This is a genomic window from Flintibacter sp. P01028, from assembly GCF_041925235.1.
Lineage (GTDB): Bacteria > Bacillota > Clostridia > Oscillospirales > Oscillospiraceae > Lawsonibacter > Lawsonibacter aceti.
The window spans coordinates 160,137-176,630 of sequence record NZ_JBHEVC010000005.1; the positions used below are offsets into that span (position 1 = coordinate 160,137).

13 protein-coding genes are annotated in these 16,494 nt (G+C 48.9%); 3 read left to right on the plus strand and 10 right to left on the minus strand.

Features of this window, described 5'->3' with window-relative positions:
* Positions 1-5 precede the first annotated feature (5 nt).
* The 10 genes from ACEVJK_RS10020 to ACEVJK_RS10065 all read right to left on the minus strand — a co-directional run bounded on the left by ACEVJK_RS10020 (position 6) and on the right by ACEVJK_RS10065 (position 11,072).
* Positions 6-755, minus strand: a complete 750-nt coding sequence (locus tag ACEVJK_RS10020) for an ABC transporter ATP-binding protein (protein WP_374740467.1) — start codon at positions 753-755, stop codon at positions 6-8.
* Entirely contained in the window at positions 752-1,831 is a 1,080-nt protein-coding gene (locus tag ACEVJK_RS10025; RefSeq protein WP_374740468.1) for a FecCD family ABC transporter permease, read from the minus strand. The genes ACEVJK_RS10020 and ACEVJK_RS10025 overlap by 4 nt, the downstream gene beginning before the upstream one ends.
* A gap of 6 nt (positions 1,832-1,837) precedes the next feature.
* A complete protein-coding gene (locus tag ACEVJK_RS10030; RefSeq protein WP_374740469.1) occupies positions 1,838-3,106 on the minus strand; it encodes an ABC transporter substrate-binding protein in 1,269 nt (422 codons plus the stop codon).
* Positions 3,107-5,253: 2,147 nt separating this feature from the next.
* Positions 5,254-6,744 carry a tripartite tricarboxylate transporter permease gene (locus ACEVJK_RS10035; RefSeq protein ID WP_374740470.1) on the minus strand — a complete coding sequence of 497 codons (1,491 nt, stop codon included), beginning with the start codon at positions 6,742-6,744 and terminating at the stop codon, positions 5,254-5,256.
* Between the two features lie 18 nt (positions 6,745-6,762).
* Positions 6,763-7,764 carry a tripartite tricarboxylate transporter substrate binding protein gene (locus tag ACEVJK_RS10040; protein WP_240288788.1) on the minus strand — a complete coding sequence of 334 codons (1,002 nt, stop codon included), beginning with the start codon at positions 7,762-7,764 and terminating at the stop codon, positions 6,763-6,765.
* A 42-nt stretch (positions 7,765-7,806) separates the two neighbouring features.
* Positions 7,807-8,262 (minus strand): hypothetical protein, encoded by a 456-nt coding sequence (locus tag ACEVJK_RS10045; RefSeq protein ID WP_374740471.1) that lies wholly within the window; start codon positions 8,260-8,262, stop codon positions 7,807-7,809.
* Entirely contained in the window at positions 8,259-9,374 is a 1,116-nt protein-coding gene (locus ACEVJK_RS10050) for a mandelate racemase/muconate lactonizing enzyme family protein (protein ID WP_374740472.1), read from the minus strand. Before ACEVJK_RS10050 ends, ACEVJK_RS10045 begins: the two co-directional genes overlap by 4 nt.
* Positions 9,375-9,413: 39 nt before the next feature.
* Entirely contained in the window at positions 9,414-10,190 is a 777-nt protein-coding gene (locus ACEVJK_RS10055) for a FadR/GntR family transcriptional regulator (protein WP_240288794.1), read from the minus strand.
* 166 nt (positions 10,191-10,356) lie between these two features.
* Positions 10,357-10,551, minus strand: a complete 195-nt coding sequence (locus tag ACEVJK_RS10060) for an XRE family transcriptional regulator (RefSeq protein ID WP_240288796.1) — start codon at positions 10,549-10,551, stop codon at positions 10,357-10,359.
* Positions 10,552-10,910: 359 nt separating this feature from the next.
* Positions 10,911-11,072 carry a hypothetical protein gene (locus ACEVJK_RS10065; protein ID WP_240288798.1) on the minus strand — a complete coding sequence of 54 codons (162 nt, stop codon included), beginning with the start codon at positions 11,070-11,072 and terminating at the stop codon, positions 10,911-10,913.
* A gap of 1,034 nt (positions 11,073-12,106) precedes the next feature.
* Here ACEVJK_RS10065 and ACEVJK_RS10070 point away from each other — a divergent pair.
* From ACEVJK_RS10070 to ACEVJK_RS10080, 3 genes are all read left to right on the plus strand, one after another.
* Positions 12,107-12,499, plus strand: a complete 393-nt coding sequence (locus ACEVJK_RS10070) for a helix-turn-helix domain-containing protein (protein ID WP_374740473.1) — start codon at positions 12,107-12,109, stop codon at positions 12,497-12,499.
* Between the two features lie 214 nt (positions 12,500-12,713).
* Complete coding sequence (locus ACEVJK_RS10075) at positions 12,714-14,735, plus strand: sigma 54-interacting transcriptional regulator (RefSeq protein WP_374740474.1); 2,022 nt, start codon at positions 12,714-12,716, stop codon at positions 14,733-14,735.
* Between the two features lie 178 nt (positions 14,736-14,913).
* A complete protein-coding gene (locus ACEVJK_RS10080; protein ID WP_240288804.1) occupies positions 14,914-16,479 on the plus strand; it encodes an AbgT family transporter in 1,566 nt (521 codons plus the stop codon).
* Positions 16,480-16,494 lie beyond the last annotated feature (15 nt).

Genomic DNA, 16,494 nt, shown 5'->3' on the forward strand with positions numbered 1-16,494 from the left:
TTCACCTATCCAATCATGACAAATTTTCGTCCATCAACTTCCATGACTTGCGCGGAGATCCCGTAAACCTCCTCAATGGCTGACTCTTCTACTGTTTCTATTCCACCATAGCGGTAACCCACGCCATTTTTCAAAAAGTAAAAACGGTCACAATAGCGCAACGCCAGATTCAAGTCATGAATGACAATCAGCACCGTGATTCTTTGTTCCTTCGCAATTTGCCGCACCAATGCCATCATTTCGTATTGATTTCTTGGATCAAGATTGCTGGTTGGTTCATCCAACAATAGCACTTTTGGTTGCTGCACCAAGGCACGCGCCAACATGACCTTTTGCAGTTCTCCACCTGAAAGTTCGTCCATCTGCCTCACCTGAAATTCTTCCAACCCAACCCGTTGGATCATGGCCGCGCACAAATCCAGATCCTCTTGGCTAACTCCCCACTTGATATATGGTTTTCTTCCCAATAACACACAGTCAAACACCGTAGCCTGCATCATTTCATTTTTCTGTGCTACATACGCAATGGTTCGGGCCATCTCGTTCCGACTCATGCTCTGGACAGATTTCCCATCAATGAGGACCTCACCAGCTTCAGGTATGCGGATGCGATTAATACAGGTAATCAACGTACTCTTACCTGCTCCATTATTGCCCAAAATCCCTACACATTCACTGTCCTGAGCCGCAAAACTCACATCCCGCAAAATTTGACTTTTTCCATAAGAAAAGGAAATGTTTTTTATTTCGATCATTTTACACTCCCTCTCCGCATGATCAGCCACAGGAAAAGAGGTGCACCAAGAAAAGAAGTCAATGCGCCGATGGGCAGCACTACAGGCGGGACCAACATCCGGCAGGCAATATCCGAGGCCAGCATAAGCACTGCACCGCATAGTGCCGTGCAGGGGATCAAAAACCGAAAATCATTTCCTACAAAGCGCCGCATGATGTGTGAGGCAATCAAACCGATAAAATTGATACATCCCACAAACGCCACAGAAACTGAGGAAATCAGCGCACATATGACCATGCTGGTGGGAATAAGAAAGTCCACAGGCACGCCCAGACTTTTCGCTGTATGGGTCCCGCTCTCCATGGCGTTATAGCTCCAGCGATGGTAGTAGAAAAACAAGAATGCAACCAAACTGAGCTCTGCGATTAAGGTAATCTCACCCCAGCCAGCGCGTCCCAAGTTGCCAAAAGTCCAGTGGACTACTGTGGCCACCATCACATCATCCGCAAAATATTGTACTAATGTCGTTCCACCGCTGAACATGGAGCTGATTGCAACACCTGCCAGTACCATAACAGATGGTGTGACACCTCGTAGCCGGGACAACGCCAGAATCACTGCCGTTGTTGCTACTCCACCCAAAAAGGCGCAAAATGTCACCATTGCCGGATTGGTAATAGTAAGAGAGGCAACAGAACCGCTGCCAGTATTGACCTGCGTTCCGGCTCCCAGATAGATAATCGACACCGCAGCGCCAAAGGATGCTCCTTGAGATACCCCCAATGTAGATGCGGACGCCAACGGATTGCGTAACACATTTTGCATGATGCACCCACACATAGCAAGTGCCATACCCACTACAAGTGCTGCGGCAATCCTTGGCATTCGCACGTTCCAGACAATGGTGGATGTTTGCCTTGTTCCGTTCCCGAACACAGCGAGAACGACTTCCTTCAAGGTCAATCCAGCGGAACCTGCCATCAAAGAAGCAAGGCTGGCAATCACTGCCAAAATTACCATTACCAGCAGCACCAGCCATTTCCGCCTGATATATTGCTGATATTTCACCATATCATTTGGCTGATGCTTTATCATTGGGAATTACGCTCCAATCTCAATCTTTCCGTAATACAGACCGCCGGCCTTCATCTGCTCAAAGGTGTTGTCACCCAGCATGAACTCCAAAATCTCACCGGCCTTTTCCTCAAAATCAATGTCAGCAAATTGCTTGGGATACAGGATGCTACCAGCAAAATAAGAGTTGACCAGAATATAAGAAACATTAGGACCTGCCGCATTGGTGGAAGGCATGGTATAGACCTGGCCTTCCTGAATGGCACGCAAGGATTCAAACACACCTGGGTTGGTGGCATACTCGTCATTTACAAGATCCATATTGCCAGGATCAAGGAATACGATATCAGGATCCCATTCAATAATCTGCTCCCAGTCCACCTCAAAGCCATTTTGTCCCAGATATGCCTTTCCGGACTCCTGTGCGGTATCTGTCGCCTCGCCAGTGACCTCTTCTATGTAGCTATCCGCCACATTATTCGCATTCACAGCCAGGAACGGCGGGAAATTGACATAAGTAAAGGGGAACCCGTGGCGCCCATTGAATGTAACTGCTCCTGTATAGGCTTTCAGCTTTTCCGTGTCAGGAATATCTTTGGTGCGCTCATTCAAATCGTCTTTACAGGCATCAACATAGGCCAGCACTTCTTCACACCGATCCTCAGCGCCAACGACCTCGGCAAACACACGCATAGCACGATAGAAGCCCTCATCAATAAAATACTGGGTTCGATAGCGAACACAAACAACCGGGATACCAGTCTGGTTTTGCAGTTCCTCAGCGGCATCTTCGTTGAATCCAGCAATGATGACATCAGGCTGAACCTGAATGATTTGTTCAGCGTAACCATTATTTTCTCCACTGCCGCCACCAGAACCGACAGAGGGAAGTCCTTTCAGTTGCTCATGATAAACAGGGCTGTAATCATAACGAGCTGTCATCCCGTTGATGTCGCTATCCTCGGCACCCACCATCATGTCTACTACATCTAAATAGGCAGCAAAGCGGGGAGCCATGGAGCCAAGACAAATAATGGAATCTACTTCATAGGGAATTTCCACTTCACGGTTCCACACATCAACAACTGTGCGGGCCTCTGGCTGCTCAGTACCGTAGGTATCTGGTGTCTGATCTTGATCGATGCTATTTTCAGGACCGTCAGAGCTGCCACAAGCCACAAGACTAAATGCCATTATCAACGCCCACAGCAGTACAGGAAACTTTTTCATGGTAATTTCAAATCCTTTCAAGTTGAATCCATCTGCATCTTGCCAAAAATAAAAAGAGGCATACAACCTCCCTTCAGAGAAGTCATATGCCTCTTAGCATACATTTCAGCAGCTTATCAGATACGCCAGCAATTGGAGCGCTTCAGCCTCCTCAACTTGCTTCACACAAGTTATTTTTACCTATCATACATGACCCTTTTCTTTTTGTCAAGACTCGTCCTTTAAGAATCCACCGATTTCTTTGACCGCCTCTTTAATCAAAAAGCTGCTAAAAATAATGAGAATTCCTTCTCTGATATTGCGTCAGCCCACCCAATCTGCAGATATGTGTTGGCTCGTGCCCCTCTATATAATTGGCAAGGCCACTAAGTTTCGTTACCTTACAGTTAGGCGAAAGCCTAATCTCATACCTGGTGAGGTTCACACCTATGTGTGGTCTCAGACATTCCTGACCTCGTAGCGCACCACCACTCCTATATACAGGAAACTTCCATGAAGGTCTATAGTTTTTGGTGCTGTCCCGGCAGAGCAAGTGTGTATCTCTTTGTTGAGAGTGGAAGGGACACAAATGAACCACTATGTCGTGATCAAATACAACGGTGAGCAATTATGGGTGCCAAAGGATGTAGCAGAGTTCCCGGAGCAGGATCGTAAATAGGAACAAGCACAGAAGAGGCAGGACGTGGGGCATCTGGGTAAAAACGAGTTTGAAACGGTGTGGCCCGGCTTGGACTGTGTCAGGCGATCCGTGGAGGATGCCGTGCTCCGGAACCTCCGATTTGAAGATCTCATGGAGCCATTGAAAGGCTGAATGCCAGAGAGCAGAAAATGATCTCTCTACAGTATGACGACAAGGTGACCACGCTAACCAAATGCCCATTATGGACAAGCTGCTGGAGTATGTGGGAGGCATCCTGCGGACGTTCTGCGATCTAATCTGCTATTAACAAATGAACCAAGTCCCGCATCGGCAACCCAGTCTAAGAATTGTCGAACTGTTCTGTCCCAATGAAAAGGAGTGTTGAAATGAAATCGTCTATTTATAAAAGCTACGATAAACTGCCGCTGCTCCTCCACTCTGATATAGTGTCAAAGGCTTTGGGCTTCGCGCCGTCCAGTGACTATGGATTGATGCACGAAAAAAAATTCCCCATACGGCAGGGGCCAATGAAGCATCGATTCGGCGTGCTTTTGATGCAAATAATATCTGTGTGAGATCTTGCAGCGAGGCGATATTCTTATAAGCCTGCTTTCGATCTGAGCAGATCCCATGGACCTCCCAACAACGCAGAATAGCCGCCGACAATATGGAACAGAGCTCATTCGTGCTTTGATACAGAAATTGCAGCAGATACAGGATTCGCATTTGACTTTCATTTTTCAAACTGCGCCCTCTCACTATCCTTTGTTAATATCAGCTGTCTAATTTCCCGTATTTTAACAGTCTAATTCTTCAGATATTCAGATAGAGTTTTTTACAGATGTCCGGCATAAATGATAATCAGTTGGTTTGTAATAAAGCCGACAATATTCCTATCTGTTCTATAGGAAATAAACAAGCTAAAACTTCATATTTTAGTAATACTGTTTCGTTGTTCTCAGAAGTTCGGCCACTTGCTCCTAAGTCAAATCGCACTCCTCCCCCAAATCCTTGAGTCGAGATTCAATGCCCATATCATGTTTCCCCATAACAATACATCAAAGGTAGTTTAATCATTACGGTGCTTAAAGTCCACGATAATTATTGATGATAGTCTCCAGAGAATCCGTCTGTTTTGATGTCAGGCCAGAGACGTCCAGAAAACAGTACTTTTGATCATTTAGGCCAAAAAGGAAATCCCTTATCACACCTAATGCAAGAAACAGGAAAATAAGCCTATGTAATGAAAGTAGGGCACACATAGTTTTGAAATTACCCAATGACGACTGTTCCCGTACTACCTCCCCTTGCTGACGGTGTGTACCACATTACCAGCTTCTCTGCCGCAATCTACAGGAAAATATGGATGTTCATCTGGATGACTAAACAGAGTAGGCCGCCTGCCCCGGCCAGTACAACCCATTTACCTCTCCCCCTGCCCCGCACTGTGCCGAGTTTAAGCGCATCCGCTTCGTCTCCCATGTTGTACTTATCCCGCCCCTGAAACCGCTACAGGCCCCGCCGCAAAACGATTTTGCGGCGGGGCCTGCTCGGCTTTTTCTCAGATAATTTTTTATTCCTCATTTTTTTTACGCAATGCCGTTTTGAAATTGCCGTAAACCAGAAGAATCAGCAAAATCAGAATGACCAGAGAAATGGGGCGGAGCAGAATGTAGGACACAATGTTACTGTTCTTGGCAGCTGCAATGGTCAAAGACCGACGCAGATTTTTTTCCGCCATGGATCCTAGGATCATACCCAGTACCGCAGGCGCAATAGGGATCTGGAACCGCTTGAACACCAAGCCGATAAGGCCAAATACCACCGCCACCAGAACGTCAAACAGGCTGTTGCGTGCACTGTATGCGCCGAAAATGGAGAAGGCCAGCACAGCTGGAATAATTAGCTTGATGTCCACACTCAGCACCTTGCTGAACGCGGGGGTAGCCAGCAGGCCAATCACCACCATGAGAATAGTGCTGACAAGCAAACCCAGCATCAGAGAGTAGACAACATCGGCGTGCTCGCTGAACAACTTGGGACCAGGAATCATCCCATGCACAGTTAATGCCCCAAAAATGATGGCCGAAGTGGCCGAACCCGGAATACCCAAGGCCAGCAACGGGACAAAGGATCCGCCCACAGCGGCGTTATTGGCACTTTCAGGGGCTACAATTCCGTCTATTGCTCCTTTGCCAAACTGACTGGCTTCCTTGGAAGTGCGTTTTGCCTCTCCATAGGAGATAAAGGAGGCAATTGCTCCTCCAGTACCAGGCAGAATTCCAATTATCGTACCAATAATTGAGGACTTGATCAGTAGCTTCCACCGTTTGGCCACACCCCGGATACCCTCCAGCACCGGGAAAGGATGGTTTTTCCCACTGATGACGGAGTTGTCTCCCTGATTGCAAATCAGGTTGAGCATCTCCGCGATGGCAAATAGGCCCACACTTACAGGAATGAGATCGAAGCCGGCCTGAAGATTGACGTTGTCGAAAGTAAATCGGTAGTTGGCACTGACTGCGTCCATTCCCACAATGGACAGCACTAGGCCGATGGCCACAGAAATAAAGCCTTTGCTGAAACTCTTGCCCATCAGGCTCCCCACCACGGCCAGACCTCCTAGACAGACTAGAAATAACTCCGGCGGGCCAAATTTGAGTGCCGCCTGGGAAAGGAAGGGTGTGAACAGCATCATGATAACTACGCCGAACACACCGCCAAATCCACTGGCCAGCACGGAATAGCTCAGAGCCTCCTTGGCCCGGCCCTGGCGGGCCAGGGGACTACCGTTCAGGGCGGTGCAGGCAGCCTCTCCTGTCCCGGGGCAGTTGAGCAGGATGGCGGAAATCGAACCACCGTAGGTAGCCCCCATATACAGGCCGCTGAGCATAATAAGCCCAAGAGAAGGAGACAGCCCATAGGTCAGTGGGAGCAACAGTGCCACACCCACCACGCCGTTTAGTCCGGGCATGGCCCCGAAGATAATTCCCAATACCACGCCCAACAGGTTGATAAGCAGGGCCATGGGGGAAAATACTGTGGAAATAACCTCTGCAAGCATAGTGGTCCTCCCTGGTTGTCAACGGTTGAGGGCGTCGGGATTCTCCTCCAGAAGCTGTTGGATCATTTCATAATCTTGATCTAATCGCTGCTTGACCTGATCCTGATCCAGGAAGCGATAGATCTCACCCATGTTGGCCATACTCTCCTGGAACTCCTCGGCAGAAGAGACCTCCTGAATCTTCTGGGTGATGGCATCCTCGATCTCCTTGGGGGTGCCAGCAGGGGCAACGATCACCCGGTAAGTCTCCGTCGACACATCATAACCCAAGCTTTTCATGGTGGGAATATCAGGAATAGTGGGGATAGCCTCTCCGGCAAAGGTCGCCAGGGTGTTGATGCCCTGTCCCTCTACCTGGGCGACGTAGTTCTTATCCAGCACAGCACAGTCCACATGTCCGCCCATAATAGCGTTGAGGCTGTCTCCGCCACCATCCTGCATCACAGTGGTCAACTGGATACCAGCCGCCTGCTCAAACAGAGAGACCTCAGCCACATGGGTCTTGCCGGATACAGCTACAGTCAACTCGCCGGGATGTTCCTTGGCGTAGTCGATCATCTGCTGCAGATCAGTAAATCCGCTGTCTTTACTGGCCATAAGCACATTGGCTGTGGTATTAATAGCCCCCAAATAATCGAAGGACTCGTAATCGTAGGAAACATTTTCGCCGGTAAACAGCACCAGGATATGGTCCAGATTGGACAGAGCACCGATGGTGTAGCCATCCGGGTCAGCCCCAGACAGCTCAGTCAGGCCTACTTGGCTGAGGCCGCCAGGTTTATTGGCGATGAGGAAGGACTCGCCCCAGGACTTCTCCATGGAGGAAGCCAGCAGACGGCACAGAGTGTCCGTGCCTCCACCCGCAGCATAAGGAATGATGAATTGCACGCTCTTTTCCGGGTAGGATGTCGCGGCACTCCCGTCTTGGTTTTCTGAGTCGTTGCTCTTAGGGGTGTTAGCACAGCCGCCAAGCAACAAACTGGCCGAAAGAATAATCGCAAACAAGCTTCTCTTTTTCATAATAATACCTCCATTTTTCTAGTTAGTTTAACATTCTACGGGTTAATAAAAAATCCCGGTTGGGGTAGCCATCTTTAGCAGCAGGCCAAAGCAGACATAGGTCAGCGCTAGAAGAATGATGTCAAAAACCAGAGTGGATACCACAGTCTTGGGAGTGAATTCCTTCTGCACCAGAAGGGAAATCGCCACCAAAACCAAAAAGATGGTTGCGTAAAAGCCCAGACGGTCATAGCTGAAATAAGATGCCAATAAAACCAACAAAGCCAGCCACTCCCGACCAGTCAGCAGGGCCTTGTGAACATCAAGGAAATCTCCCTTTCCAAACACATGCACAGCCTGAATCGCTGCCGCAGAAATGGACACCGCCAAAATAACAGAGGGGAAAATCCGGCTTTCGGACACAGTAATGATGGAGAACTGCCAGACCAGAATGGCGCAGAATACCAGCATCCCCAACAGAAGATAGAACTCCGCATTGGACCATACATTCTTTTTCATACCGAATCCCCCTTGTAGGTTGTCCATCGCCCGTCCCGGAAGCACGTTCCATAACGAGCCAAGGCCTGTTCCGACAAGTCCAGCCCGATTCCCGGGTTATCAAGGAAGTAGTAGCGTCCCTTGCGAATCTGCTCGGCAGGCTCACACAAAAGCTCCCGCTGCTCCACAGCACCATAAGGGTACTCCATGGGCGCCCCAGAACCGATCAAAGCAGAGAGATGGGCGCTGTGGGCAGTGGCAATAATGCCGTTGGGGTTATGTAAAGTCATCTTGAAGTTCAGGCTCTCCAACACGGGAATGAGGGCCCGCACCGCGTCTGGACCACCGATGTACTTCACATCGGGCATGAGAATCTCATAACACCCAGAGTTAGCCAATGTCATCATGGCCTTGGGGCACAGGGAGTCCTCCCCTGCAGCCCAGCGGACAGTGGGAAAGCTCGCTCTTGCCCGCTTCATAGAAGCAAAATCGTCAGCGGGCACCGGATCCTCCATCCAGTATGGGATACCCCATCGCCGGGTGATGGCCTCTACGGCCCGTTCCAGGGTATACCCTTGGAATCGCTGGTGACAGTCGATGGCAATCTGAGCAAATGGCACTGCCTCGGCTAGGGCTTGAATGCGGTCCATTGCCGGCCCCATGTTCGGGTCCATTTGGGTGGGAATCACCTCATCAAAGGGGGTACACTTCACCATGGAGAACCCCTCAGCCAAGGCAGCCGCGCCATTGCGTTGCAATGAATCGGGAGACCGGTCCCCCCATAGGGCCTTATTCAGGTTGGCATAGAGGGGGATGGAATCTACCCCGTCCGCTCCATAAAGCTTGTACAGGGGAACGTTATAATACCGGGCGGTCAAATCCCACAGGGCCTGGTTCAGTCCACTTAGAGCAGTGGAGACGGTGCGTATAGTCCGCACTACTGGATAGCGCCAGTTTTCCAACAAAGAACAGCAATTCTTGATTGCTAGTAAATTCTTCCCCGATAAGGACTCAGTAAGGTCGGACAATAAACTGGCCACGGCGCTGTCGTCGCAGCTACCGGTAATCTCACCCCAGCCAGACAGGCCGTCCTGGCTCTGAAGTCGCACCAAAAGCCACTGATCCCGGAGCATCGCTACCCTTATGATGTCAAGTCGTTTAAGTTTCAGGGCCTATTCCTCCTTAAATAGATTCTTAAAGCGTTCCAGGTTGTACTCAAATGTTCCTTCAATAATCCGCTTTGTCTTTTCTGCATCACGCTCCAAAATTGCCTGATAAATATTTGAGTGGTTTTGAATCGCCCGTTGGAAGTTCCCGCCAGAGGCGTCCGCCATCTCCCGAAAGTATTTCAGCAACTCGGTCTTGCATCCCCTCATCACTGTAGCAAACAAAGGGTTGTGAGAGCCCTTAATCATAGCCATATGGAACTCAAAGTCCGCCTCTACATACTTGCGGGCATCCGAACCACTGGCAACCATATGATCCAGGGCGGTTTTCAGCGCCTCAAAATCCTGGGACTGACCATGTTGGCACATCAACTCCACACTGGTAAATTCAATCGCCCGCCGTAGCTCCATAACATACCGGTACTCGTTGCTGGTAATGTTCATCTTTTCTATAGAAAATGAAATCATGTTTTCGCCAATATGATTGGAGCTGACGAAGGACCCCTTTCCCGGCTTGGTAACTACCAGGTTTTGCGCCTGAAGCTTTTGGATGGCGGTTCGAATGCTAATGCGGCTGACATGAAACTGCTCACAAAGTTTGTTTTCTGAAGGGAGCTTATCCCCCACCTTCCACTCCTTTTCAGTAATTTTGTTGAGCAGAATGTTATACACTTCATCGGTCAATAGCTTACTGTTCATGTGTTCTCCCTCAGAAACTGTTAATACCTGTATTACAGGTTTTATATGTTTATTATAGCATCCAGGCTTTTTATTGTCAATCATTAGTTTTCACCCAAATACATCTCCATCTCCATTTAAACAGCCCCGGTACCACAGGTGGAGAATGTTCCCCTGACCACGAAAAAAGTCTGCTGACAGGCAAGCTACTCCCCATTGTCCTAATATTCGTTGGTCCCAGTACCTGTAATTACCCCGTTGTAGGGATGTTCTAGACCTCCGCTATTCTGAACATGGTTTTCATAGAGACTCCGAAAATACATGTCGGGTTTTCAATTTTGGCAACAAATGGCCATGACTCTCCAATCTCATCGGCAAATGCTTCCCGTGCCAAACTGCGCAGTTTCCAGTAATATTGAACCTTCAGGACAAATCTAATGTACCGCTTTTGATATTTTGTTTCCATAGCATACCTCTTTCACTAAAGGAGGTATCCTTTATAGAGGAAATATATTAATATTTTTAGTGTATACTCTGAGTACAGGCGGATTACAAAATTAACATCCAGTCTGCGCGGTTTACTTCCGGGAAAGTAATACAACCCTCGAAAAACCAGAAGTTAATTTTACAAACATTACTCGATCTGAGATTTATTCTTACAAAGGGAATTGAAATATTTCTGACCGATGTTTTAGCATATATATGAACCGGACACTCAGCGAAGAGATAGGCATGCGAAGCGGAGATCGAAGCGTTTTTGCAAATCTTGCCAGAGTAACTTCCACCTCTAGATACAGATATATTCCGAATGGCGGCAGCCTAGTTTTACTTCTTGAGCAGATGGGGTGTCAGGTTAATATCGTTGGCGAGGATCTCCTGAATGCCGAGGGAAGACAAAGCGGATTCTCCATATAAGAAGCTGAACAGCCGGCGTACAGATTGGCTGTTCAGCTTTTTTCTTGTATAGGAGTTAATGTGACTCATCATAAACAGAATATCCCTCTTCCGCAGATGGTCAAAGGATATGCCCTTCGGGATGATACAGAAAATAAATTTATGTGTAACCTCACAGCTACTCTTTTGTCCGGAATGCTGCGGATTGCAGTAGAAAACTCTGCTCGTACTTCACCAAATTCGGTATATGCAATAGCCACGGAATCAGTAAACTTACTGTTCCTGTCAGTCAATATGATTTGGAATAGGCGGCAATACTGTTCATGTTCAAGGGCTTTATATAACCACTCAAAAACCTCTGCAGCAAACCGTGCAGTGTTCCGGTCTCTCAGGAGTGCCAGCATGAGTTTGGAACTGCGGAAAAATACCGTATCGATCTACACGAAGGGGATATCCGGATTGATTGTTGTGTGCTCAAAAAAATCTTCCTAGGTTCTTCCGAGATAGCACTGTTTATCTACCCATACAGACGTTTTCTTCCTGCGCACCTTGAGCGCACCTTTCTGGGCAAATCAATATCCCCAAGGAACAGGAGACCTGTGTCCATATAATTGTAGATAGTTGTCTCGTCCAGCATGATCTCATGTGTATTATCTACTCAGATCTGGCTAAACTCTGCCAGTGTTACCGCAAGCCCCGCCGGGATGTGCCGCGGGCATTTTCGTATGCCTTCCAGGCAAATTTGGCTTCATAAAGACGACGTTCCAATTTGCAAGTTTGACGCTGCTCGCATCCATCACAGATATACGGAGTCTTATTCAGTTTTTCGCATTTCTCCTACTGAAAGTTCTAGCATATTTCAATGTACTTAGCTTTGTAACAGGAACTGCAGGACTTCCCATAGGCAAATCGGCAAGAGTTGCATAAATCGCTGTAGTGTTTGCAATCTTTGCGGACAATACATGGATTATATTCTCCTGCTTGTTTAAGTTTAGTATACATACGAACTTCCTTGGATATTGTGGTCCTGGTCCTTGCTCCACTCCGTTGCAATGACAGAAAATCTTTTTCGTTCTCTGAGACCAACTTCAATGACGATTTGGTCACTAAAGGTTACATGTGTATTTTTGGCTATGGTTTTCTCCGTTTCTCGACGCCGCCATACAGGGAAAGTGAAGGAACTCTGCCTCTTAAGCCCCGGGGTTTATCGCTTTTATTTCCGGAAAAGCAGCAAAAAAGCAGCATCCGTTAAAGATGCTGCTTTCCCGCACACCCTATGTGCTGTTCAGGTCGCTCCTCAGCGTTGCCCTATCCCGCACATAGATAAGCATTTTTATTATAATTTGCTGTTGGAGTCAATTCAAGCGCTGCGGAAACTCCTGATTGATAAGAATGCAAAGAAAAAGGACCTGCGTCTGTCCAACGGTATGTCCACCAATGCCCTCACCAAGCCGGGCCGTAACGAGCATATCAGCACGAAGATCTTCACCAAGATCTGTGAGATGCTAGACCGGGGGTAGTGTATCTGTGGTCCGATATTGGGTGAGTGGCTGTGCATCCTGGGCTGTCAGGTCTCTGTATGGCATCGTGACATAGGCCTTGCCCGTGTACAGGACCTTTGGGGCTGCCACCTGGACTTTACTTTTATCTTCCTGTAGGATATGATATTTTTATTCGAATACATCGTTGCGGCTGTTTTGTGCAGCAGAGATATCCAGACTGGAGGCTCATACTGTGAAAAAACTGCTCCTTGTGGTCAAACATGAGCAAGAGATGCTACGATTTCAAAATACGTTGGAGAACTACTTCCTGGGGACTATCCACATAGAGGCTATCTGCGAAGATACGGTAGTCCCCGGCGTCATTTATAGCACAGACGTGCTTCTCACCTACTCTGACTTGGTCCACGCACCGGTGTGCCGGTCAGTCCGCTATGAGAGTTATATCCCTCTTACCGTCACCCTGACACGCAGTACATATCCGGCTATCATGCAGATCCCCAAAGACGAACTGCTGGTGCTGTTGGATGACGACGAGGATAGTGCCCGGCAGATCACGGTGCTGATCCACCAGCTCTTCCGCGGTGATCTTCGCTTTCTGTCGCTCAATAATTGCCGGACGGCCCCTACTGCGCTGGCATTCCGGGGGGATGACTGGTTCATCCCTATGATGGAAGATACGAGAACAGATCTTGTTCTATTGGATGAGAAGGTCATTGACCGCTCCTCTCTGTTGGATATCATCCATCGTTTGGATATGGATGCAGATCTGTACCGCGGTAAGGACATGATCCATCCCCGCCGCACCTTCCCTGCGGTAAACAGCTTCAATTCCCTATTTCAAGAGCATACCCGCTCTGAGGACCGGATGTCCATGATATTCGACCATATGACCAACGGAGCCATCACATTCTGTCGTCACGGCATCGTATTCGATTGCAGTGCTAAGGTCCAGTCTATCCTCCATATGAGCCGGGAGGAACTTTTGCGCTGCAATGTGACCCAGTTGCTGCCGCTTTCGCTGAATGAACTGGTGAACGGCCAGGTAAGTGAAAAAGTTATTGAATTTGACGGCAGTGACTATATCCTTACTATCATCCCAGCCGACAGTGAAAAGGACCGATATGGTCTGCTGATGATGAATAATTTCGATGTAGAACAGCGCCGCTTCATCCGGCATCGCAAGGTCATTGTGGAAAAACGAAACACTGCTAAGTATGACTTGCAGGATTTGGTAGGCACCAGCCAAAGATTAGCCATTTGCAAACGGACTGCCCTCCAGATTGCGAAGTCTGATGGAGCTGCGTTGCTACTGGGTGAGAGCGGTACCGGCAAGGAACTTTTCGCCCACATCATCCATCGCCACTCTCCCCGGCGGGACGGTCCCTTTTTGGCTGTAAACTGTGCGGCATTTTCTCCATCACTGCTGGAGAGCGAACTGTTCGGCTATGAATCCGGCGCATTTACCGGAGCCGCCAAGGGAGGCAAAGCCGGATTGTTCGAAGCTGCCCACAACGGGACCGTCTTTCTGGATGAGATTGGGGAGATGCCGGTACAACTGCAAACACGTCTGCTGCGTGTTCTTCAGGAACATGAGGTCATCCGGGTGGGAGGCCATAACACCACCGATGTGGATGTGCGGATCATCGCTGCGACCAATCAGGATCTGCACCGGGCGGTGGCGGAGGGTAGATTCCGCAAAGACCTTTATTACCGCCTCAGCGTCCTGCCCTTATATATCCCGCCGCTTCGCGACCGGCGCGAGGATATCCCGGAGCTGTTCCGTTTTTTTATGGAGCAACGACAGGTCGAATTTGCGCTCTCCCCTGCTCTACGCAGTTTTTTCCTCACATATCCCTGGCCGGGAAATATACGGGAATTGCGCAATCTTGTGGAATATTTCTCGGTTCTTGGCAAATCCGTCGTGGGGACAGAGGATCTTCCGTGCAGCTGTGCGCCGGTACCTGTCCCAATCCCGGAAGAGCCTATGCCTGTACCGCAGCCGGCTACACAGGGGCAGACGGAAACAGCGCTTGCCATATTGCTGGATCATTATCGCAACGGCTACCGCATCGGGCGGGTAGAGTTTGCCAAACAGATGACACAGCGGGGCTATTTTATGGGAGAGCAACAGGCGCGAGCCATACTAAAAAAGTTGGAGCAGCAAGGCCTTGTCACGATTTTGCGTGGCCGTGGAGGTACGGTCCTTACAGAGGCAGGCTTGCTTCGTGCCACCTCTGCGGATGTGCTGGTTTAATCGGCTATTAGCAGTACAGCAAATACAATTTATACATTTTTGGGCCAGGCCATTTATAGTGTGCGTACAAAAAGCCGGGGAAAAGGTGGACTTTTCCCCGGCTTTTTGTTGGCACGAATTTTGCTTTATATTTTTGTAGAGACATTGTCTCGGTGAGAAATAAAAGGAGGAATCTGTTATGAGCAACACCGCGCAAAAGCCAAAAGCAAAAGGCATGGATCGATTTTTCGACTTTATCGAGCGAACAGGAAATAAGCTTCCTACGCCGTTCATGCTGTTTGTCTATCTGACCATCGCAACTGCTGCATTGTCTGCAATTTTGTCCTATATGGGCGTATCTGTGACCTATATGGCCGCCGGAAAGGACGGCGTTCTAGCAGAGACTACGGTCGCAGTCAAAAATCTCTTCAGCAGTGATGTGCTATACGCTACGATGAAGGGATTCGTGTCCAACTATGTTTCTTTCGCACCATTGGGCATCATCATCGTGATGATGTTCGGCATTGCGCTGATTGACTATACCGGTCTAGTCCGCACACTGGTTAAAAAGACCTTACTGGGTGCGCCCACCGTCTTGATAACCTTTGCGCTTGCCTTCGTGGGTGCCAACGCCAGTATCGCTTCCAATGCGGGCTGGATGCTGGCGATGGTATTGGGCGGCACGATCTTCGGAGCTATCGGTCGTAATCCTCTGGCTGGCGTCATCATCGGCAACGCTGGTTTTGCTGGCGGATTTTGCGCCAATCTGCTGGTCACCGGATCTGATGCCATGCTAGCCGGGATCACCCAAGGCGTAGCACAGGGAGCCGGGATCCCTCATGAAGGGATCCATCCACTGATCAACTGGTATTTTCTGATGATCTCCACGGTCACGGTGGCATTTGTGATCGTCCTGGTGGCCAAGCGGTTTACCTTTACCCGCTTGGATCAGATGTATGGCATTGCCAAGATGGATGTGGCCGACGAAGATAAGACCGTCAGTGCTGCTGAGATGCGGGGATTGAAGTTCGCGGGGATTGCCTGCGTCATTTTTATCTTGATCCTGCTATGCCTCACAGTTCCGGAACATAGCTTTTTCCGCAGTCCTGAGGGCAAGATTCTTCCCTCTTCCCCCTTCATGGATTCTTTGATGTTCCTGCTATTTGCCTTCTTCACCACCGTAGGCATCGCATATGGCATTGGCGCCGGAGTCATCAAATCTGAAAAGGACATTTCTCTAATCATGGCCAAGGGCGTGAACAGCGTGGCCAGCTTCCTGGTCGTATCCCTGTCTGCATCCTTGTTCATCAAGCTCTTCAACACCAGCAATATCACAACCATCATTGCGGTCAACGGCGCTGAACTGCTGAAAAAGCTCCATCTGGGCGGCATCCCACTGGCAGTTCTGTTTATCATCCTGGTGGCGATTGCAAACCTTTTCCTGGTCAGTGGTTCAGCTAAGTGGATGATCTTCGCTCCTATTTTTGTTCCTATGTTCTTTGAGGTCGGGTTCTCTCCGGCACTGACCCAGATGGCTTACCGCATTGGCGACTCCGTTACGAATATCATCTCTCCCCTGTCCACCTTCATCCCAGTGGTGCTTGGTATCATGGAGCAGTACAACCCCAAGAAGGAACCTATCAAGATGGGCACATATATCTCGTTGATGCTCCCCTATTCTGTTGCGATCTTCTTTACATATACTATCCAACTGATCATCTGGATGATCTTCAAGCTACCTCTTGGCCCCGGTGCCGGTATTTGACCTTGTTTGATTCTG

What these genes read in the sequence shown, in the direction of transcription:
- ACEVJK_RS10025 (WP_374740468.1), bottom strand. Translation starts at nt 1,831, where the DNA reads ATGATAAAGCATCAGCCAAATGATATGGTGAAATATCAGCAATATATC.
- ACEVJK_RS10040 (WP_240288788.1), bottom strand. Translation starts at nt 7,764, where the DNA reads ATGAAAAAGAGAAGCTTGTTTGCGATTATTCTTTCGGCCAGTTTGTTG.
- ACEVJK_RS10065 (WP_240288798.1), bottom strand. Translation starts at nt 11,072, where the DNA reads ATGATGAGTCACATTAACTCCTATACAAGAAAAAAGCTGAACAGCCAA.
- ACEVJK_RS10035 (WP_374740470.1), bottom strand. Translation starts at nt 6,744, where the DNA reads ATGCTTGCAGAGGTTATTTCCACAGTATTTTCCCCCATGGCCCTGCTT.
- ACEVJK_RS10020 (WP_374740467.1), bottom strand. Translation starts at nt 755, where the DNA reads ATGATCGAAATAAAAAACATTTCCTTTTCTTATGGAAAAAGTCAAATT.
- ACEVJK_RS10050 (WP_374740472.1), bottom strand. Translation starts at nt 9,374, where the DNA reads ATGCTCCGGGATCAGTGGCTTTTGGTGCGACTTCAGAGCCAGGACGGC.
- ACEVJK_RS10080 (WP_240288804.1), top strand. Translation starts at nt 14,914, where the DNA reads ATGAGCAACACCGCGCAAAAGCCAAAAGCAAAAGGCATGGATCGATTT.
- ACEVJK_RS10055 (WP_240288794.1), bottom strand. Translation starts at nt 10,190, where the DNA reads ATGATTGACAATAAAAAGCCTGGATGCTATAATAAACATATAAAACCT.
- ACEVJK_RS10060 (WP_240288796.1), bottom strand. Translation starts at nt 10,551, where the DNA reads ATGGAAACAAAATATCAAAAGCGGTACATTAGATTTGTCCTGAAGGTT.
- ACEVJK_RS10045 (WP_374740471.1), bottom strand. Translation starts at nt 8,262, where the DNA reads ATGAAAAAGAATGTATGGTCCAATGCGGAGTTCTATCTTCTGTTGGGG.